The 20,262-nt window shown below is 73.7% G+C and carries 14 protein-coding genes; 6 read left to right on the top strand and 8 right to left on the bottom strand.

The features are described 5' to 3' along the window. Nucleotides 1-76 precede the first annotated feature (76 nt). The 4 genes from B0675_RS10765 to B0675_RS10750 form a co-directional block, all read right to left on the bottom strand. A complete protein-coding gene (locus B0675_RS10765) occupies nt 77-319 on the bottom strand; it encodes a DUF397 domain-containing protein (protein WP_179165394.1) in 243 nt (80 codons plus the stop codon). A gap of 191 nt (nt 320-510) precedes the next feature. Beyond that, nucleotides 511-1,029: an SRPBCC domain-containing protein gene (locus B0675_RS10760; RefSeq protein WP_081218589.1), complete on the bottom strand. Its 519-nt coding sequence runs from the start codon at nt 1,027-1,029 to the stop codon at nt 511-513. Further along, nucleotides 1,026-1,343, bottom strand: a complete 318-nt coding sequence (locus B0675_RS10755) for a metalloregulator ArsR/SmtB family transcription factor (protein ID WP_081221716.1) — start codon at nt 1,341-1,343, stop codon at nt 1,026-1,028. Before B0675_RS10755 ends, B0675_RS10760 begins: the two co-directional genes overlap by 4 nt. 224 nt (nt 1,344-1,567) lie before the next feature. After that, complete coding sequence (locus B0675_RS10750; protein WP_081218588.1) at nt 1,568-1,951, bottom strand: VOC family protein; 384 nt, start codon at nt 1,949-1,951, stop codon at nt 1,568-1,570. A gap of 156 nt (nt 1,952-2,107) precedes the next feature. Between B0675_RS10750 and B0675_RS10745 the strand changes: the two genes are divergently transcribed. Then, nucleotides 2,108-2,638 carry a hypothetical protein gene (locus B0675_RS10745; protein WP_081218587.1) on the top strand — a complete coding sequence of 177 codons (531 nt, stop codon included), beginning with the start codon at nt 2,108-2,110 and terminating at the stop codon, nt 2,636-2,638. 245 nt (nt 2,639-2,883) lie between these two features. Further along, entirely contained in the window at nt 2,884-3,441 is a 558-nt protein-coding gene (locus B0675_RS10740; RefSeq protein ID WP_081218586.1) for a DUF4232 domain-containing protein, read from the top strand. A gap of 239 nt (nt 3,442-3,680) precedes the next feature. Here the strand turns inward: B0675_RS10740 and B0675_RS10735 are convergent, their stop codons facing one another. Beyond that, nucleotides 3,681-4,829 carry a DUF2786 domain-containing protein gene (locus tag B0675_RS10735; protein WP_081218585.1) on the bottom strand — a complete coding sequence of 383 codons (1,149 nt, stop codon included), beginning with the start codon at nt 4,827-4,829 and terminating at the stop codon, nt 3,681-3,683. 203 nt (nt 4,830-5,032) lie between these two features. Here B0675_RS10735 and B0675_RS10730 point away from each other — a divergent pair, with 203 nt between their 5' ends. The 3 genes from B0675_RS10730 to B0675_RS10720 all read left to right on the top strand — a co-directional run bounded on the left by B0675_RS10730 (nt 5,033) and on the right by B0675_RS10720 (nt 10,109). Next, complete coding sequence (locus tag B0675_RS10730) at nt 5,033-7,156, top strand: ABC transporter permease (protein WP_081218584.1); 2,124 nt, start codon at nt 5,033-5,035, stop codon at nt 7,154-7,156. A 364-nt stretch (nt 7,157-7,520) separates the two neighbouring features. After that, a complete protein-coding gene (locus B0675_RS10725) occupies nt 7,521-8,264 on the top strand; it encodes a Clp protease N-terminal domain-containing protein (protein WP_081218583.1) in 744 nt (247 codons plus the stop codon). A gap of 156 nt (nt 8,265-8,420) precedes the next feature. After that, nucleotides 8,421-10,109: a bifunctional 3'-5' exonuclease/DNA polymerase gene (locus tag B0675_RS10720; protein WP_081218582.1), complete on the top strand. Its 1,689-nt coding sequence runs from the start codon at nt 8,421-8,423 to the stop codon at nt 10,107-10,109. A 403-nt stretch (nt 10,110-10,512) separates the two neighbouring features. On the opposite strand, the gene B0675_RS10715 is transcribed toward B0675_RS10720, so the two are convergent. The 3 genes from B0675_RS10715 to B0675_RS10705 form a co-directional block, all read right to left on the bottom strand. Beyond that, complete coding sequence (locus B0675_RS10715) at nt 10,513-13,842, bottom strand: AfsR/SARP family transcriptional regulator (protein WP_107482602.1); 3,330 nt, start codon at nt 13,840-13,842, stop codon at nt 10,513-10,515. A 398-nt stretch (nt 13,843-14,240) separates the two neighbouring features. Beyond that, entirely contained in the window at nt 14,241-15,155 is a 915-nt protein-coding gene (locus B0675_RS10710) for a glycosyltransferase (RefSeq protein ID WP_081218581.1), read from the bottom strand. A 189-nt stretch (nt 15,156-15,344) separates the two neighbouring features. Next, nucleotides 15,345-15,968, bottom strand: a complete 624-nt coding sequence (locus tag B0675_RS10705) for a hypothetical protein (RefSeq protein ID WP_081218580.1) — start codon at nt 15,966-15,968, stop codon at nt 15,345-15,347. A gap of 183 nt (nt 15,969-16,151) precedes the next feature. Here B0675_RS10705 and B0675_RS10700 point away from each other — a divergent pair, with 183 nt between their 5' ends. Beyond that, entirely contained in the window at nt 16,152-20,195 is a 4,044-nt protein-coding gene (locus tag B0675_RS10700; RefSeq protein WP_081218579.1) for a GDSL-type esterase/lipase family protein, read from the top strand. Nucleotides 20,196-20,262 lie beyond the last annotated feature (67 nt).

The raw sequence follows: 20,262 nt of genomic DNA, 5'->3' as shown, positions 1-20,262 counted from the left end.
CTGAGTGACGACTACCCTCAGTCGATGCCGACCCTCCCGCGGCCGGCCCCTGCCGTACGTCCCGCGATCACATCCGTCATCCGGCGATCAGATGGTCGAACTCGCCGTCCTTGATGCCCAGGAGCATCGCCTCTATCTCGGCACGGGTGTAGACGAGTGCGGGCCCCTCGGGGAACCGCGAGTTCCGCACCGCGACCTCGCCGCCGGGCAGCCGCGCGAACTCCACGCAGGAACCCTGCGAGTTGCTGTGCCGGCTCTTCTGCCAGGCCACGCCGTCGAGTTCGGTCGCGGCCATGCCGTTGTACACGTCGTCAGCCATGCCCTTGTACACGTCATCCAGGTCGAACACGTCGTGGTCCACAGGTCGCTCCCCGGTCGTGCAGTGGCTGAGGTGGCCATAGATGCAGTGGTCAACTGACTCGGATCATAGCTCTGTTCATGTGCAGATGCATGGGCAGATGCACGTGCACGGGGGGTGTTCCTGCGGTTACAGCTTCAACCGGTTTTTGACTACCGACCGTTGTTCCCGGTGCTACGCCCTGCAGTGCGCCCGTGCGCCGACCCGCGCTCCATGCGGTCCAGCGCGTTCCCCAGAGCCCGCATCACGTGCGACCTCCAGCCCCCGTCCATGATCTTGCGCGCCATCATCTGTGCGGGATCGTCCGGATCGAATCCCTCGTGTACTAGGAAGAGACGCGTGCCGCGCCCTTCCTGTTCCAGTGTCCATGTGATGGTCCAGTGGACAGAGCCGGAGCCGTCCGCGTCGGCCCACCGGACGCTCAGCATCCGCTCCGGCTCGAAGGCGAGAACACGCACGTCGACGCTGCCGGAGAAGTCCGTGTTGGGGCGCGGGACGGACGTCAGCGTGTACCGGTGGCCGACTTCGAGCCGGAAGTCCTCGGAGCCCGGCATCTGCCAACCCGCCAGCAGTTCGGGCTCGGTGAGGGCGCGCCAGACCTTGGCCGGCGGATGCGGCAGGAACTGGTCGACGCGGATCGTCGTGAGGTCATCATCCGGAACGGGGTTCATGTCCCGGCATCGTCGCTCATGCGGTCCAGGAGATCGCCGAGGCCCTTGAGCCTGTCGCGCCAGAACCGCTCGTACGGATGGAGCCAGTCCTGGACGTCGGCCAGCGGGGCGGCCTCCAGGCGGTAGATGCGCTGCCGGCCCGCGCGCTCCTCGGAGACGAGGCCGGCCTCCCGGAGTACCCGGAGGTGCTCCGAGAGGCTCGGGCGCCGCATGGCGAAGTGGTCGGCCAGCGCCTGGACGGGCTGGGGCCCGCGCTCCCGCAGCAGCCGGAGCACCTCGCGGCGGGTGCCGTTGGCGAGCGCGGCGAACAGCAGGTCCTCGCGGGCTCCGGGACCGGCCCCGCTGTCCGGCGCGGGCGCGGAGGAAGCGGCGGGGGGCGTGGCGGCGGCAGGGGTGACCGTCGCCGAGGGGGCACCGGCGGAGGCGGCCTCGGGTGCGATCGTGTGTGCCGACCGGCCGGCGGATGGTCCCGTCACCCGGTCCGCACCGGTCACAGCTCCGCTCCGGTCACCGTCATGGCGCGCTCCGCACCCTTCTCTTACGAGGCCGTGTCGAGGGCCTTCTCCGTGATCAGCATCAGACCGTTGCCGTCCGGGTCGCTGAACGAGGCCATCCGGCCCCAGGGGAGGTCGTCCGGGCCCTCCACCGCCACCCCGGCGGCGACGAGCCGAGCGCAGTCGGCGTCGACGTCGGTCGTGACCAACATGATCCCCCGGCTCTCACCCGGCGTGAAACCGCCCATGCCCGGACCCGAGAGCGTGAAGACCGTCTGCGCCCCGGCGGGCGCCACCTGGAGCCAGCGGCCGGGCGGCATCTCCAGGTCGGCGGTGACCTCGAAACCGAGGACGTCCCGGTAGAAGCGCAGGGCCCGTTCCTGGTCGGCGACGGGGAGCGTGACGAAGGAGGCGTGGCTGATGTTCATGTAGTCAGGATAGGTAGGAGATTTCCTACGCGTCAACCGTAGGAGATTCCCTACGCGTGACATCCGATGACGGACTCGGGGAACCCTCGGACTGTCCTGGTAACTTGCTGCCGCCGTTCAGGCGACGCGGCATCCGACCCACTCTTGGGGGCTTCAGTGACTACGGCGACCTTCCCGTTCCGCCGGGCACGTCTCACGGCCGCGGCCGCGGGTCTGGCGGCCGGGCTCGCGCTCACCGGCTGCAGCGGCGGCGACGGCGGCGGCTCCGAGGACAAGCCGACGGGCGCCGCCCCCTCCGCGACGGCGGGCACCGGTACCGACGACGGGGGCACGGGCGGCGGCTCCGGCGGAACGGCCTCGGCGGGCGGCGACCTGTCGGGCAGCTGGCTGACCACGGCGGGCGGCAAGGCCGTGGTGCTGATGGTCAATGGCGAGCAGGCGGGCCTCTTCGCGACCGGCGGCACCATGTGCAGTGGCACCACCGCCGAGAAGTCCGGCACCCGGACCATCCGTCTCGCCTGCACCGACGGCAGCAAGGACCGCGCCGTCGGTACGGTCGACTCCGTCGCCGGCCGGACCCTGCACGTCACCTGGCGGGGCGCGCTCGGCGAGGAGACGTACACGAAGAGCGAGGGCGGCAAGCTGCCCACGGGTCTGCCGACCGCGAGCCTCGGGCTGGGGTCCTGACGGGACCGGTATCGGACGTGACCGGGACGTCTCCGGGCGGATGACGCGGGGCGTGCGGCCCCTCCCGTGCGCCCGGCCGGTCCCGTTCGGCGGACGGAGGGGCCGATTCGGTCGGCGCCGAGGCGGTCCGCGGGCAGAAACGGGCGATAACGGTCCCGGTCGGGTGAACGGTGAGGGGTGCGCGACATCGGCGGACCCGCGTGCGTGATGATCCATGCACATCGTTCCGACCCCCAGGGGAACCCATGCGCGCTCTGCCCATCGCCGTCACCGTCCTCGCGGCGGCCCTCGCCCTGACCTCCTGCGACGACGGCGGCTCCAGCGGCTCCGGGAAGTCCGGGGACCCGGCCGGCTCCGGTTCCGCCACGAAGGCCGCCACCGCGGCCTGCGCGATCGGCGACGCCGGTCTCCAGGTCGGCCCCGCGAACGCCGCGACGGCCGCAGGGGACACGGGCAACGTCCCGGTCACCCTCACCAACAAGGGTGCGCGCTGCACGCTGAAGGGTGTGCCCCGGCTCTCCGTGAAGGCGGCGGCCGGGAGCGCGGCGGAGATCGGCGCCGACGACTCCGCGCAGCCCGAGGAGCTGACCCTCGCCAAGGGTGACACCGCGTCCTTCACGATCACCTATGTGCGGGGCGCGGAGGGCGACGCGAAGAGCCTCGCCGCGAAGACCCTGACGATCGGCTTCCCCGACGCCGGTGCCACCCAGGACTTCCCGTGGTCCTACGGCCCGGTGGCGGGCAAGGGGGCGGCGGGTGCGCCGAACGCGACGGTGACGCCGTTCCAGCACGCCGGGGACTGAGCGCGACCGCTCCGGCGTCTGCGTCCGCGCCGACGACCACATCCGCGTCTGCGCCGGCGCCCGGCAGTCGAGCCCCCACCGGCCGGCGGGGGCTGGGCGCGCCGTTCCCCGCGCCCCTCAACGACAGCAGCAGGCCGTCCGCCAACCGGCCCCCACTGGGGGCTTGGCGCGCAGTTCCCCGCGCCCCTGAACGACGGCAGCCGGTCGTCCGTCCCCCGGCCCCCACTGGGGCCGGGTGTTCATCGGGGGTGGTCGGGGTTTCTCGGGAGGCGGGGGTGGGGGGCGACCTGGGCTCGGTCGGCTGCTGCGGCGCCCGCGTGCCAGCCGGCCTCGTCGGTGATTCCGCGCATCCGGGTCGTCACGGTCTGCGGGAACATCTCGTCCAGATGGTTCGCCACCGCCACGTCACGGGCCGCGAGCACCGGCAGCAGCTCCCCCGCCGTCGCGGTCACCTGCCCCTCGGCGACCGAGGCGAGCCGGTCGCCGATGCGGTGCGCGTACGCGGCGAGGAACGACTGCCGGAAGGTCTTCGTACGCTTGCGGCCGCCCGCCCGCTGGGCCGCCTCGGCCTTGGCCATCGCCCCCGTGGCCTGCACGAGGAGCGAGGTGTAGAGGAGTTCGACGGCCTCCAGGTCGGCCTCGAAACCGACCACGGTCGAGAAACCGAGGGCGTCGTTCCAGACGGCGCGGCAGCGGTTGGCCCCGGCCACCGCGTCCAGGAGCACCGCCTTGGCCGTCTCGTACGGCGGCTCCACACCGATGCGGCAGGCGCCGGGCCCGTCCTTCGCGTGGGTCCGGGCCGCGAGCAGCGCCTCGTCGATGCTGTGCCGCGCCATCAGCTCCTGCGCCTTGGCGCTCAGCGCCTCCGCCTCCTCCGGGAAGCCGGTGGCCTCCGCCTTGGCGAGGAGGGCGCGGATGCGGCTGAGCATGCGCGTCTCGCGCGGGGCGGAGGCGGGAGCCGCCGTGTGCGGGGTCTCCAGCGGCTCGATGGACGGCAGGCGCAGGAGCAGACGGCACAGTTCCAGGGCCGCGGTGGCGTGGGAGAAACGGTCGGTGCGGACCTCGTGCGGCGTGCCGGCCAGCTCGTCGAGCTGCGCGGCCCAGCGCGCGCCCCGCGGTGAACCGTCGCCGCTCTGCTCCTGGAGGATCAGGGAGGTGACCAGGCGTACGTGGAGGTCGTCCAGGTCACGCCGTACGAGACGTACGACGTCGGCGGGCTGCCAGCCGCGACGCCAGGCCGCCGTGACGAACTCGCGCTCCCGACGGGCGAGTTCGGCGTCGGACGCCGGGTCGGCCGCGAGCAGGGAGGCGCCGGTGTCGAGGGCCGCGTCGGAGTCGGCGTAGAGGGCGGCCTCGAAAGCGCGCTCCACGGTGCTGGACGTACTCATGCTCCGATCGTTTCACGGGCCCGGCGATGCCCTCGGGGTATGGCCGGCCCCACCCCCAAGACGCCCCCTGGTGGTCGTGTCCGGGCGGCCGCCGGGCGGTTCGCTGGAGCCATGACACTCACCACCGCACGGACCACCGCCGCCCCCCGGCCGCACGCGCCGCCGCGCAGAGCGCCGGCCCCTGCCGTTCCGGGACGCCGGTCATGCTGAGCCTGCGGTCTTTGCGGGCGCGGTGGCCCTCGTTCCTCGGCTGCTTCGTCGCCGTCGCGCTCGGGGTCGCGGTGATGACGGCGATGGGGCTCGGCCTGGCGGCCGCGACGGACGCGCCCCCGCGGCCGCCGACCCGCTTCGCGGCCTCGCCGGTCGTGGTCATGGGACGGGACACGGTCACGATGGAAGTACGACGGGGCCCGGACACGGCCCGGGTGTCGAAGTCACTCGCCCATCCACACCCTGTGGACGGCGAACTCCTGGCCGAACTGCGGACCTTGGGGCGGGTGCGCACCGACGGCGCGGCCCGCGACGCGGTCGGCGTCGACGCCCCCGCCCCGGCCGTACGGCGTCTCGTCGGCGACCGGGGCCGCGTCCTGACCGGTGACGACCGGCATCTCGCCGACCCGTCCGCCGCCCGGGACGCCCAGGCGCTGGTGGGGGTCGACGCGCTGCTGGGCACGGCGGCCGGGGTGACGGCCTTCGTCGCGGTCTTCGTGACGGCGTCCACGTTCGCGTTCGTGGTGGCCCTGCGGCGAAGGGAGTTCGGGCTGCTGCGGCTCGCGGGGGCGCTGCCCGGGCAGGTCCGGCGGACCGTGCTCGGGGAGGCGTTCGCGGTGGGCCTGGTGGCCTCCGCGCTCGGCTGCGCACTCGGCGGCGCCGCCGCGCCCACGCTGGTGCGGGAGCTGGTGGACGGCAAGGTGGCGCCACCCTGGTTCGCCCTGCGGCCGGGGACGCACTGGCCGTTTGAAGTCGCCTTCTTTGTCGGAGTGTTGGTGGCGGTCACGGGCGCCTGGGCGGCGGCTCGGCGCGCCGGACGGACCGGCCCTCTGGAGGCGCTGCGGGAGGCGTCCGTCGACACGGGGGTGATGCCCGCATCGCGGCGGGTGGCCGGGGCGGTCCTGCTGACGGCCGGGCTCGGCCTGACGGCCTGGACGCTGTACGCGGACCCGGCGGCCCTGCTGAAGCGCAAGACCTACGCGACCCAGCCGATGGTGCTCGTCACGGCGGTCGCCGTGCTGGCACCGGCGCTGGTCGGGCCTCTCGTCCGACTGCTTCCGCTGCGGCGGCTGCCCCGCGCGTACGGCGTCCTGGTCCGCGCGAACGCCGCCGGGTCCGTCCGGCGCACCGCCGCCGTGGCCGCGCCGGCCCTGGTGACGGTCGCGCTGGCCGGATCGCTGCTCGGTTCGGCTGCGACGGTCACCGGCGCCCGGGCCGCCGAGGCGCGGCAGCGGACCACGGCTCAACTCGTCGTCACCGGCGAGCGGTTGAGACAGGTACGGGTGCCCGGCGCGACGGTGTCCGGAACCGCGTCGACGGCCGTCTTCACCCGGGAGGACGGGACCGCGCTCGTACGGTCGCAGGCGCGCGCGGTGGACGACGTGGCGGCGTTCGCGGCGGTGACCCGGCTGCCGGTGGCCGCGGGGGACGTGCGCGATCTCGACGACCGGTCGATCGTCGTCGACGGGGAGTGGCGGCACGGCGCGGTCGGTTCCTGGGTCGACGTCCGGCTCGGTGACGGGCGGCCCGCGCGACTGCGGATCGTCGCCGTGCTGGCGCGGGGCACGGGCGACAACGGCGCCTATGTGACGACAGCCAACGCGCCGGGGGCCCACGTCGACCGCCTCGATGTACGGCTGCGGCCCGGGGCCGATCCGGGGGCGGTGACGAGCGCGCTGCGTGCCTCCGGCGGCACCGTGCGGACGACCGCGGAATGGCTGGCCGCGACCGGACCGCGCTCCGGGGCGCAGACCCGGCTCGGGTTCCTGGTGGTTCTCGGCATCGCGCTGGTCTACGCCGGCATCGCCCTCGCGGGCACCTGCCTCATGGCGACGTCCGCGCGGGGCGCCGAACTGCGGTCCCTGCGCCTTGCGGGCGCCACCAGGGGCCAGGTGCTGGGCATGGTCGCGGGCGAGGCTGCGCTGGCGGTCGGCGTCGGAGCGGCCCTCGGAGCCGCCGTCGCCGCGGTCAACCTCGCCGGACTGGCGGGAGCCCTCGGCCGGCTGTCGGCTCCCGTGACGGTGACGGTGCCGTGGGGTCCGCTGACCGGATGCGTCGCGGTGTGCCTCGTGATCGGGGTGGCGGCCTCCGTGGCGGGCGCCTGGCGACGGGCGTGAGGGAGACCCGAGGGCCCGGTGACCGGCGGCCCGGCAGCTCGGCGGCCCGGTGGACCGGCGGCTCGGCGGCTCGTCCGCCCGGCGGTGGAGTCCCCCCGTCGCCGGGCACCCGCCGGTGGACGGCGAGGAGCCCGGGGCCCGTTCCCGCCGCTGCCGAGCGCGCGGGTTGCCGGCACCGAGCCCCGCCGGCTGTCGACGCCTGGACCGTCACCGATATGTCCGGCGTGCACATCCCACGCCGCACATCCCGTCCTGCACATCCCGTCCTGCACATTCCCTCGGACTCCACGGGAGGACAGTGACCCCCCGGGCCAACTGTCAACTGCGGGTTGACAGTCCAGCACTGTCAACCTAGCGTTGACACATGACGACGAACCCACCCGGCAAGGCATCCGTACGGCTCGACGACCTCATCGACGCCATCAAGAAGGTGCACAGCGACGCGCTCGACCAGCTTCAGGACGCGGTGATCGCGGCCGACCACCTGGGCGACGTGGCCGACCACCTGATCGGGCACTTCGTGGACCAGGCACGGCGATCGGGCGCGTCCTGGACGGACATCGGCAAGAGCATGGGCGTCACCCGGCAGGCCGCGCAGAAGCGGTTCGTGCCGAAGGCGGAGGTGGACCTGGACCCCAGTCAGGGCTTCGGGCGCTACACCGAACGGGCCCGCAAGGTGGTCATGGCCGCGCACGAGGCGTCCAAGGCGGCGGGGAACGCCGAGGGGCTTCCCGAGCACCTCGTCCTCGGCCTTCTCAGCGAGCCCGACGCCTTCGCCGCGCGGGCGATCACCGCGCAGGGCGTCTCCCTCGACACCGTCCGCGAGGCCGCCACCGCCGCCCTGCCGCCCGCCGCCGACGAGATCCCCGAACTGGTCCCCTACGGTCCGGCCGCCAAGAAGGTCCTGGAGCTGACCTTCCGTGAGGCCCTGCGCCTCGGGCACAACTACGTCGGCACCGAACACATCCTGCTCGCCCTGCTGGAGTTCGAGAACGGCACGGGCGTCCTCAGCGGTGTGGGCGTCGACAAGGCGGCGGCTGAGGCCCACATCGTCGCCCTGCTCGACGAGATCGTGCGGCAGAAGCAGGCTCCCGAGGGGACCGCGTAGCGAGACCGCACGTGGAGAGCGTGCGGGGGCGGCACCGCGGGGAGAGGTGCGGGGAGACCGTGCGGGTGGCTCGCGGGAAGCCGCGGAGGCACGCCGTGAAGCCGCTGGTGGCGTCGCCGGACGGCGTTGTCAGACCCCCCTGCGAGACTCGGAGGCATGACCGAGCGCTGGGCTCTCGCGCCGGCCGAGGACGGCGGCGCGGAGATCGCCGCCCTCGGCCCGGACGGGCTGCCCGCCGGGCCGGTCCGCCGGGAGCCCGACCTCGCCGAGGCCGTGCGGACCCGGCCGGACGTGACCCGGTGGGTGTGGCGTTCGACGGCCGACGTGTATCCGCGTCTGCTCGCCACGGGGGTGCGAGTGGAGCGGTGTTACGACATGGAGGCCGCCGAGACCCTGCTGCTCGGGCACGAGGGGCGGCTGGGCGAGCCCCGTTCGGCGGCCGCCGCGCTGGCACGACTGCGCGGCGGCCCCGTGCCGCCGGATCCTCCGCAGCGTTCCGCCGAGCCCGGTTCGCAGTCCTCCCTCTTCGAGCCGCGCCCCGTCCACCTGCCGCTCGCGGATCTCCTCGCCGTCTACGCCGAGCAACAGCGGCGTCACGACACCGGCGCCCACCCCGAGCGGATGCGGCTGCTGACCGCCGCCGAGTCCGCGGGGATGCTGGTCGCCGCCGAGATGAACCAGTCGGGGCTCCCGTGGAGCGCGGACGTCCACCGTGACGTCCTGCACGAACTGCTCGGCGAGCGCTACACCGGAGGCGGCGAGCCGCGCCGCCTCGCCGAGCTGACCGACGAGATCTCCGCCGCCTTCGGCAGACGCGTCCGACCCGATCTGCCCGCCGACGTCGTCAAGGCGTTCGCGCAGGCCGGGATCAAGGTCAAGTCCACCCGGCGCTGGGAGATCGAGTCCCTCGACCACCCGGCCGTGAAGCCCCTCCTGGAGTACAAGAAGCTGTACCGGATCTGGGTGGCCCACGGCTGGTCCTGGCTCCAGGACTGGGTCCGCGACGGCCGCTTCCGCCCCGAGTACCTCCCGGGCGGAACCGTCACCGGGCGTTGGGTGACCAACGGCGGGGGCGCCCTGCAGATCCCCAAGGTGATCCGCCGGGCGGTCGTGGCCGACCCCGGCTGGCGGCTGGTCGTCGCCGACGCCGACCAGATGGAGCCGCGGGTCCTCGCCGCCATCTCGCGCGACCCCGGCCTGATGGAGGTCGCGGGCCGCGAGAGCGACCTCTACCAGTCGGTATCGGACCGGGCCTTCTCCGGCGACCGGGCCCAGGCCAAAATCGCCGTGCTCGGCGCTGTGTACGGACAGACGTCCGGCGACGGCCTCAAGAACCTCGCACTCCTGCGCCGCCGTTTCCCCCGGGCCGTGGCCTACGTGGACGACGCGGCCCGCGCCGGCGAGGAGGGCCGGCTCGTCCGGACCTGGCTCGGCCGGACCTGCCCCCCTGCCGCCGGAGCACGGGACGACGGCGACGAGGCGGGCATCCCGCAGGACGATCCCGCCGAGACGCCCGCCGGCCAGGGCTGGGTGCCGGGGTACGCGTCCTCCGACTCCCGCGCCCGCGGCCGGTTCGCGCGCAACTTCGTCGTACAGGGCAGCGCCGCCGACTGGGCCCTGCTGATGCTGGCGGGGCTGCGCCGCACCTGCGAGGGCCTCGCCGCCGAGCTGGTCTTCTTCCAGCACGACGAGGTGATCGTGCACTGTCCCGCCGAGGAGGCCGACGCCGTCGTGGCCGCCATCCGCGACGCGGCCGAACTCGCCGGCCGCCTCACCTTCGGCGAGACCCCGGTCCGCTTCCCGTTCACGACAGCGGTCGTCAGCTGCTACGCGGACGCCAAGTAGCCGATCCGCACGGCGCGACACACCCCTCCGCACCGAACCGCCCGCGCCATCCGTGAAGGACCCTGCCCCGTCCAGGGTCGGCGGTCCGGCCGATGACAGCGGGACGGTCCGACGGTCAGCCGACGGTCGTCCGGCCGGGCGGTGCTCGGCGGCCGGGCGGTGCTCGGCGGTCAGGCGGCACCGGTCCGGCCGTCGGTGGTGCCGGCGTCAAGGAACCGGGCGTCGTTCGCCCGACCACCGCGCACCCGCCGCCGACAGGCCGGCGCCAGTCGGGCTCGCCGTCGCTGGTCCCGGCGGTCGTCCCGCGATCGGCGCCCCTGTGAACCCCGTGAGCGAAACGGTCACCCGGCGGCCGGACACCCGCGGTCGGGCCGCGGGCGGAACCGCCTCCGGTCCGCCGGCATCACGTCGCCAGCAGCCTTCGCAGTTCGCCCACGACCGGGCTGTCCGTGTCCTCCAGGGCTTCCAGGGCCGACGCCCACTCGCGGTACGCGGCCCGGGCGTCGCCCTGTTCGCGCAGCAGCAGGCCCCGCTGGTGCCGGGCGAGGCCGCCGGTGTACCGGTCGGCGCGGCGGTCGGCGCGGCAGCACAGCAGGTCGCACTCGCGCGCCGCCCGTTCCCGGTGACCCACACCGCGCAGGGCGCGCACCAGGCCGAGCCGGGTCTGCGACTCCCCGTGCCAGTCGCCGTGACTGCCCAGCACCCGCAGGCTCTCCTCGAAGTGGGGTACGGCGGCGGCCGGTTCGCCGAGCGTGAGGTGGGCGTAGCCGATGTTGCAGTGCGCGGAGTGCCGGATGATCACGTCCTGGACGGCCTCGCCGATCGCGAGGCTGCGCTTGTGGTGGTCGATGGCGGCCCGGGGATCACTGTGCTCGTACAGGTTGCCGAGGTGGCTGTAGGTCACGGCCTCCATGTGCGGGTCGCCGAGTTCCCGGGAGAACTGCAGGCTCTGCAGCAGGGCCTCTCCGGACTCGTCGTAGCGGCCGAGGCCTTCGAGGAGCATGCCCCGGTTGTTCAGGCCCCGGCGCACCCAGGACAGCACGCCCAGGCGGCGCCAGATCGCGAGCGCCTCGTCGTTCAGGGCGAGGGCCTCGCCGGCCCGGCCCGTCATGAAGTGCAGCCCGCCGAGGTCGCCGAGCGCGTACGCCTCCGCCGCCTCGTCGCCGAGCAGCCGTGCCCCTTCGAGCGCGGCCCGCTGGAGTCGCTCCAACTCGGCCACGTGTCCGCTGCGTTGGACGTACGGGTTGAGCATGCGGGCCAGCAGGGGGACGTACGGGGAGGTGCGGGCGTACCGCTCCGCCAGCGCGACCGCGTTCGCCAGCTCGGAGTCGCCCCAGGCGAAGGCCTCGCGGGCCGAGCGGAAGGCGGGTGCGGAGGCGACGTCCGCCGGGTGGCCGGCGGGCTGTGAGGCGGTCGGTCTGCTGCGGTCCTCGCGGTCGAGCCCGGGTTCGAGGATCGCCTCCAGGGACCGGGCGGCGACCGCCGCGTACCAGCGCAGGGCCCGCTCGGCGACGATCGCGTCATGTCCGCCGGGTGCGGTGGCGCGCCGGTCGCCCGGGGCTTCCGGTCCGCGCGCTCCCGGTTCGGGGGCCGGGCCGGCGGCGCCCGAGCCGTCCGGGCGCGGTGAGGCGGCGTCCGGGACCGGGCCCCTCGTGGCGAGGACGCACTCCGCGGCGCCCGCGATCTCCCGGGCGAAGTCCCGTACAAGGTCGTGGGGCGCGTAGCGGCCGTACGCCGTCTCCTCCAGGAGGGCGACGTCGACGAGGCGGTCGAGGGCGGCCTCGGCGCGGCGCTCGCCGGTACCGGTGAGGCGGGCGAGCAGGGCGGCTCCGTAGACGGGCAGGTCGAGCGCGCCGATCCGGCACAGCGCGAGCGCGGCGTCCCGGTCCGCCTCGCGGTCGGAGGCGCGCAGTGCGTCGTGCGCGACGGCCAGGGAGCGGCGCACGCTCAGGTCGTCGTACTCCAGGTGATGCAACCGCCCTTCGGTGGCTGCGAGTTGACCGGCCAGCGCGTCGGGGGTGAGGGCGCCGCGTGCGGCGAGGCGGGCCGCGACGACACGGAGGGCGAGGGGCAGCCGGCCGGTGAGTTCGACGAGGGGGTGTCCGCTGTCGAGGCCGTCCTCGCGGCCGGAGACGGCGCGGAGCAGGGCCGCGCTGTCCTCGTCCGTGAGGGGGGCGAGCGGGAAGCGGTGGGCGCCGTCGAGGGCGGTGAGCGGTGAGCGGCTCGTCACGATCACCGCGCAGTCCGGTCCCGCCGGCAGCAGCGGGCGCACCTGGGCGGCGTGGGAGGCGTCGTCGAGGACCATGAGGGTGCGGGTCGGTGCGAGGGTCGAGCGGAGCAGCGCGGCCGCGGCATCGGCGTTCTCGGGGACGCGGCGGGGTTCCACGCCCAGGTCGCGCAGGAGTGCAGCGAGGGCCTGGCCCGCGGTGATCGGGGTCATGCCGGGGGTGGCGCCGTGCAGGTTCACGTACAGCTGACCGTCGGGGAAACGTTCCCTCAACTCGTGGGCCACGTGCAGCGCGAGTGCGCTCTTGCCGACGCCGGCCATGCCGCTGATCACGGTGACGCGGGTGGAGGCGGGGGCCGTGCAGTGGGGGTGCCATCCGCCGCCGGACCGGGGTGGCGGCTCCGGGAACGCGGCGGGCTGCTGCGGGCGCAGGATCCGGACGAGCTGGTCCCGGAGGTCCACGCGGCCCACGAAGTGCGCCGGGGACGGCGGCAGTTGGGCGGGGCGCGACAGTGGCGCGGGCGCCTGCCCCTCCCGGTCGGTGCCGGCACCCGTGCCGGCGCCCGTGACCGTACCCTCCGTGTCCCCGGTCCGCGTGCCGGTGCGGTCACCGTCCTGCGTCGGCGCGCCCGAGTGATCGGCACGGCCGGTGTCACCGGTGCGCCTGCGCGCGGGGTTCCCGTCCTCGGGTCGCGTGCGGGCCGTCCCCGGTGCCCGCGCGGCGGCGGGGCTGATGTGCGCGTCCCGGTCCGTCGCGCGCAGGATCTCCAGGTGGGCCTCGCGGACCGCGGGGCCCGGTTCGATGCCGAGGTCCTCGATCAGGCGGGCCCGCAGGTCACGGTGGACGGCGAGGGCCTCGGCCGGGCGTCCGGTGCGGTGCAGGACGAGCATCAGCAGCCGGTGGAAGGACTCGCGGAGCGGATGTTCGGCGATCCGGGCGGACAGTTCGGGGGCGAGCCCGTCGAGCCGGGCCGCGGTCGGCGCGAGGCGCAGTTCCGCCTCGTACCCCCATTCCAGGACCAGCAGCCGTGCCTCCTCCAGGCGCTGGACGAGGGCGTGTCCACCGGCCTCGGGCGGCAGGCCGCTCAGCGGGGTGCCGCGCCAGAGCGCGAGCGCGGCGGCGGATTCCCGCAGCGCCCGCTCGGCGTCGTGTCCGGCGTGCGCGTCGCGCGCCGCGGTGGCGTGCCGCTCGAAGAGGCGCACGTCCAGCTCGCCCTCGGCGACCCGGAGCACATAGCCCGGCGGTACGGCGCGCAGCCGTTCCGGATCGTCGAGGAGGCGGCGCAGCCGGGTCACGTGGTTGTGCAGCGAGGCCCGGGCCGAGGCGGGAGGCGCACCGCCCCACAGCGCGTCCTCGAGGGCGTCGACGGAGACGACCCGGCCCGGTTCGAGGAGGAGTGCGGCCAGCAGGGCACGGGTCTTGCCGCTGCCGATCGGGACGACCTCACCGTCGGCGCCGTGGAGGACCGGCGGCCCCAGCAGTCCGAACCGCAGCCCGTTCCGCATCACACCGCCCCACTGCCTTCCCGCCCGGCCTCGGTGACCACGCGCCACGACGCGTTCGCGTCCCCTGCCGACGGCCCCCGTCGGCCGTCCGACCGTTCCCACCCGGGAACGTTGGCCTCATGTTAGCGATCCGTTGGTGTGGCCTGATGTGATCACTTCATCGGATCTGGCCCGACGGTGCGCGCGTACTACGCGTAACTCGGGGGAGTGTCGCCGCCGCGGCCGGATCCGGGACGTGGCAGGCCCCGGTCGTCGAGGTGAGCGACCGGGGCCTCCGTCTGTCCTGTGCCGGACTTCCACCCGTGCCCGTGGGGCGTGCGCGGGGCGTCCGGGGCTGGCCCGCCCGGCGGGTGCGCCCGCGATCCCGGCGCCTTCCGGCCGGATCCGGACGGTTGTCCCTAGATGACGGGCGGCCGGCCGAGCCGGGTGAGACGCCAGACCGTGCGCCAGCGCATCGGGCGCCGTTCGCCGCCGGACTGCCGCAGCCCCTCGGCGAAGCCGCCGAACCAGGCCTTCAGTCCGCCGGCCGACCGGGTCCGCAGGAGCGTGAGCACGATCCAGATGCCCAGGTGGACCGGGATGAGCGGCAGAGGCAGCCGGCGGCGGGTGAGCCAGACCCGGTTGCGGGCGGTGACCCGGTAGTAGATGGCGTGCCGGGCCGGCGAGGTCTTGGGGTGCTGGAGGAGCAGCCCGGGCTCGTAGAGGACGGTCCAGCCGGCGTCGATGGCGCGCCAGGCCAGGTCGGTCTCCTCGTGTGCGAAGAAGAACTCGGCGGGCCAGTCCCCCGTCTCGGCGAGCATCGGCATGGACAGCGCGTGGCCGCCGCCGAGGAAGCCGGTGACCGGGCCGCCGCGCATCGGATCCTTCGCCCCGACCCTCGGCACGTGGCGGCGCTGCGTCTCGCCCTGCTCGTCGGCGATGCGGAAGCCGACGATGCCGAGGCGCGGCCGGGCCGCGTACAGGTCGCGCACCGTGCGCAGGACGTCGCCGTCGACGAGGAGTCCGTCGTCGTCGAGTTCGACGACCACGTCCACGTCCCCGAACTCACGCAGCCGGGCGAGGCCCACGTTCCGGCCACCGGGGCAGCCGAGGTTCTCGTCGAGTTCGATCCCGGTCACCTCGCCGGGCAGGCCGAGGCGTTCGGCGAACTCGGGCAGCGGGCAGCCGTTGCCGACGATCACGATCCGGGTGGGCGCGAGATCCTGCTTGGCCACGGAGGTCAGCAGGGCGTCGACCTCGGCGGGGCGGTTGCCCATGGTCACCACGGCAACGGCGATCCGCGGCCCCTCCTCCGCCTGTGACACGACACCCACCCCATTCCGGCCGACAACTGTGCCGCGATGCTAGCCGTTCACCGGAAAGCCCCCTCACGTACGCCCCCGAGTACGCGGCGCGTACGTCCGGGTCTACGCCCATACGTCCGCCGTCGGACCCCGCCGTCTCGCGGATCTTCCCGCCGGATGCACAGGTGACGGCCCGTCAGAGTGCCTTCCGGGCCGCGATCAGTGCGCCACCGGAGGCGCCACGCATCCCGTCTCCGGGTAGGGGCCCGTGACCTCCGTCCACGCCTGGCCGGCATCCAGCATCCCGGAGACGCAGGCCGTGGCGCCGATCCGGATTCCGTAGAGCGTGCCCGGCACCTTCTCCGCGTGGTCCACGTTCCAGCGCGACCACGGCGCCTGGACGCGCAGGTCGGCGGGCGGGAACCCGAGGGCGGCGAGCGCGGGGCGTACGGCGTCCGGGGCGATGCGGCCCTCGGTGCGGAGTCTCTCCAGTACGGGTCGGACCCTCGCGGCCTCCTTGCGCGCCGCCTCCCGGTCCGCCGCCGTCATCGCGCCGGGCCGGCGTCCGATGCTGTTCTCCGCGTTGTGCGGCGCGCTGTCGCCGCGGTCCGGCTCGGCGTGCGGGCTCGCGGGCGTGGCGGCCGAGGAGGACACCGGAGAGGACGCAGAGGAGGACACCGGTGAGGGCGAGCCGGGAACTCCGCCCGGTGCCGCGGCCGGACGGTCGGTGCCGCAGCCGCTCAGGCAGAAGACCGCAGACAGGCACGCCAGGGCAGCCAGGGCGGGCAGGGCGGTCGCGGTGGTCGGGGCGGAGCGAGCCGGGAGGCGCTTGCGCGAGGACATGCCGTCCAGGGTGGCAGAGGGGCCCCCGGGACACCTGAGTACGCGCACTCAGCGCAAACCGGCCACGGACGCGAAGGAGTTGGTGGGGACAGGCCGAAGAGCGGCCGGTGCCACGCTGCTCGCTCTCCCCCCACAGGTCGCATGCCCCGACCCGGGCGTGAACCCCACATGAAGGAAACGACGTTGAGACGCAGCAGACTGAGGAAGGCGCGTGTCCCGGTCGCCACGGCCGTCGCGATAGCGGTGGCCTGCGGGATCGGCACGACGCAGGCCTATGCGAACGCGGCCCCTCCGGGCGCGGCCGACGGCTGGTCCGCGACCCCCAAGTCCGTTCCCGCGGACGGGAAGGACCCGGCGAAGAGCCGGCCGGACGCGGTCCCCGCGAAGCAGCGCGCCGAACTGCTCGGCAAGAACTACTCCGCGTCCGCCGACCGGGCGTTCACCACGTCCGGCGACGGCACCGGCTTCCACGTGATGATCGCCGACGAGAAGAGCGGCTACGCCTGGAAGACCGCCGCCTCACTGTCCGAACCGGGCTTCGAGACGGACACCTGGATCGGCAACGCCTGCCTGACCGGCTCCGGCCGGTACGCGGCCGTCGCCTACGCGCCGCGTACCTTCACCAACAAGCCCGACCTGCTGAGCCGCGGCGCGTTCACCGCGATCGTGGACCTGCGGTCCGGGGCCGTGCGCAAACTCCCCTTCCAGGCCACCCTCGGCTACTTCTCCCCCGGCTGCGGCACCACCGAGAACGCCGTGTTCTCGCAGTTCACCGACGAGTCGACCTCCCGGACGAACGAGACGCGGCTCGTCTCGGTCACCGCGGCGACCGGCAGGACCGCGGCCACGAAGGTGCCCGGCCAGGTCACCTCGGCGGTCCCCGTCGACGGCGCGATCGTCGGCGCCCGCGGCAACCGGGTCGTCCGCGTCCAGGGCGGCACGGTGAGGACCGTGGCCGTCACGCACGCCGTGCCCTTCCAGCTGCAGCCCGACGCCGACGGCGGTGTCACGTTCATCGACCGGCTGCCCGGCGGCGCCGAGAAGTCCTCCACCGACGACCGGGCCGCCGTCTCTCGCGTCGCCGCGGGCGCGTTGCGCACCCCTGACAGCAAGGGCCGGGCCACCCAGCTCGGAGAGGGCTCGCTCACCGCGTTCGACCTGGCGCGCACCCCCTCCGGAGCGGTCTACGTGACGGGCTCGGCGAAGACGGGCGGATCTCTTCCCCCGGCCGTCCGCAACCCGGGCGGCATCGCGAAGGACGCCCGGATCTCCAGTCGCGGCGGCGCCGCGGTGACGACCGCCTGGGCGGACGGCAAGGACTCCCGGATCTCCCAGAAGGACTCCTTCTCGGCACGCGCGGCCCGCATCACGCTGAAGGCCCTGGACACGGGGAGGAGCACCGTCCTCGACGCGGCCCCGGGCAACCGGATCGGTGACGCGGCCGCCCAGCGCGCCGCGACCGCGATGAGCCCGGCGCTGGCCGCACCCGCGGGGTCCGCGGCAGGGAAGTCCGCCGCGGACAAGACCGGCAAGGCGAGCCCGATGGCCGCCCCGGTCGACACCGACCGGACGTGCTCGGTGCCGCGCAACGACCCGAAGAAGCAGGCCTTCCAGCCGACCCCGCGGCAGATCGAGTGGGCCGTGGACCAGGCCGTCGTCGGCACCCTCAACAAGGGCGCCACCCGCGCGGCGAACTGGAAGAACACGGGCATGGGCGCCTATGCGCCGCAGACCCTGTTCCCGCTCCAGTCGCTGAGCGGCGGCAGCGGGGCCAACTGGCACATCCCCGCGCAGGTGATGCTCGGCGTCACCGCGCAGGAGTCGAACATGTGGCAGGCGACCCGGTACGCCGTCCCCGGCGTCACCGCGAACCCGCTCGTCGGCAACTTCTACGGCGTCTCCTACTCCTCCGACGGCACCCAGACCGACCCGTGGGCCATCGACTGGAGCAAGTCCGACTGCGGATACGGCGTCACCCAGGTCACCGACGGCATGCGGCTGCCGGGCAAGGGCCAGCCGACGAAGACACCCGCGCAGCAGGAGGCCGTCGCCCTCGACTACGCGGCGAACATCGCGTCCGGCGTGAACATCCTGGTCGAGAAGTGGAACCAGACCCGCGCCGACGGGATCACCATCAACGACGGCAGCCCGCAGTGGATCGAGAACTGGTTCGCCGCCCTGTGGTCGTACAACACGGGCTACCACCTGAAGGCGGACGCGGGCAGCAACGCCGGCAAGTGGGGCCTCGGCTGGACCAACAACCCGGCCAACCCGCTGTGGAAGGAGAACCGCACCCCGTTCCTGGAGAACTCGGCCGGCGGTGACGACTACAGCCACGCCGCGCACCCGCAGGACTGGCCGTACGAGGAGAAGGTCATCGGCTGGGCGGCCCGCCCGATCTCGGCGATGTTCGCCCCCGGTGACTTCCAGCCCGGCTACCGCGCCGCCTGGTGGACGACGACCGCCGCGCGCACCGCGGCCAAGCCGCCCATCTCCCTGTTCTGCGACAGCAGCAACAACTGCAACCCGTCGAAGATCAGTGACAGCGCCACCAACAACACCGGTGGCGGCCCCTGCCTGCTGCCCGGCGACCCGAGCACCTCGGACCCGCTGTACCTGAAGTGCTGGTTCACCAAGGCCGCCACCTGGAAGAACTGCACCTCGGCCGCCCTGTGCGGCAACGCCCTCCACCGGTTCGACGACACCTATCCCGAGCAGCCGGACGCCAACTCGTACCCGCCCGACTGCTCGTCCGGTCTGCCCTCCGGCAGTTACGTCGTCGACGACGTCGACAACGGTGTCGTACCGGCCGGATCCAGTGGCAGATCCTGCGGGGCCGTCTCCTCGGCGGGCACCTTCGGCTTCGGCTTCGGCACCGCCTCGGGCCGGATCGACCTGCACCAGATCGGCGCCGCCTACGGCAACCACTTCTGGTTCTCGCACACCAACAAGAGCGGGACGGCGGACGCGACCAAGCTCCAGACCACCGGAACCTGGACGCTGAACAAGGCGGACCGCGGCTGGATGCGGGTGTGGATCCACCTGCCGGACCACGGCGCGCACACCCGGCAGGCGATGTACAAGGTCGGCGGCTCCAACTCGACCAGCCCCAACCGGACGCTGCTCCAGCGGGTGATGAAGAACCAGTGGGTCTCCCTCGGGGTCTTCAACTTCACCGGCACACCCACCGTCTCGCTGTCGAACGTCACGCAGGACGGCAAGGGCACCGAGGACGTCGCCTGGGACTCCGTCGGCTTCCAGCCGATGGGCGCCAAGCCCGCCAACCAGGTCGTCGCGATGGGCGACTCCTACTCCTCGGGCGAGGGCGCCTCGGCGAACGGCGGTGACGACTACTACCCCGAGTCCGACTACTACGACGCGTCCCAGCCGGACACCGAGGACAAGTGCCACCGGTCCAAGTACGCCTGGTCGCGGCAGGCCACCCTGCCCGGCTACACCAAGTCGATCGGCGCGATGGCCGACGACCGCGACGCGGCCATGGACTACCACTTCATCGCCTGCTCGGGCGCCCGGCACTTCAACATCCTCAACCAGGGCCAGAGCAGTGAACTCCCGCAGATCCAGCAGGGTTACCTCGACCAGAACACCACCCTGGTGACCCTGTCCATCGGCGGCAACGACGCCCGGTTCGCCGACATCGTCCAGGAGTGCATCACGGCGCTGACCGTGTGCAACAACAACTCCATCGACGCCGTCGATCCGGACACCGGACAGAAGAACGGCCAGAAGACCGGCTCCCTGGAGGACTGGGCGCCCACCTGGCTGCACGACCAGATCAGGCCACGGCTGGCGAGCATGCTCGGCGCGCTCCACCAGAAGGCGCCGAACGCCAAGATCGTGCTCATGGGCTACCCGAAGCTCCTGGAGAAGGACGGGAGTTGTGTCATCGGGATCGGCACGGAGGAGGCGCCGTGGCTGAACGGCATGGCCGACACCCTCGCCGCCGAGATGCAGGGCGCGGTCAACGACGCCAACACCGCGTACAGCGCCAAGGCGGTGTTCTCCGACCCGCGCGACGAGTTCGCCGGCAAGGCGATCTGCGGTGACCCGGAGGACGTGAACGGCATCGTCCTGTCCGGTCACTCGAAGGCCGACAACCGCGACTGGGACTGGCTGCCGGGCAACGTGGCACCGTCCATGAAGTCGTTCCACCCGAAGATCGCGGGCGCCCGGCTGTACGCCGACAGCCTGCAGCACTCGCTGTGAGCCAGCCGACGCGGCTCCGCACACGGTGAGTTGAGACGACATGAGGGCGGGGGTCCGGGTGCGTGCA

It is taken from the genome of Streptomyces sp. M41(2017), assembly GCF_002078175.1.
Lineage (GTDB): Bacteria > Actinomycetota > Actinomycetes > Streptomycetales > Streptomycetaceae > Streptomyces.
Note: the sequence above shows the minus strand (reverse complement) of the source record. Positions and strands in the feature narration are given on the sequence as shown.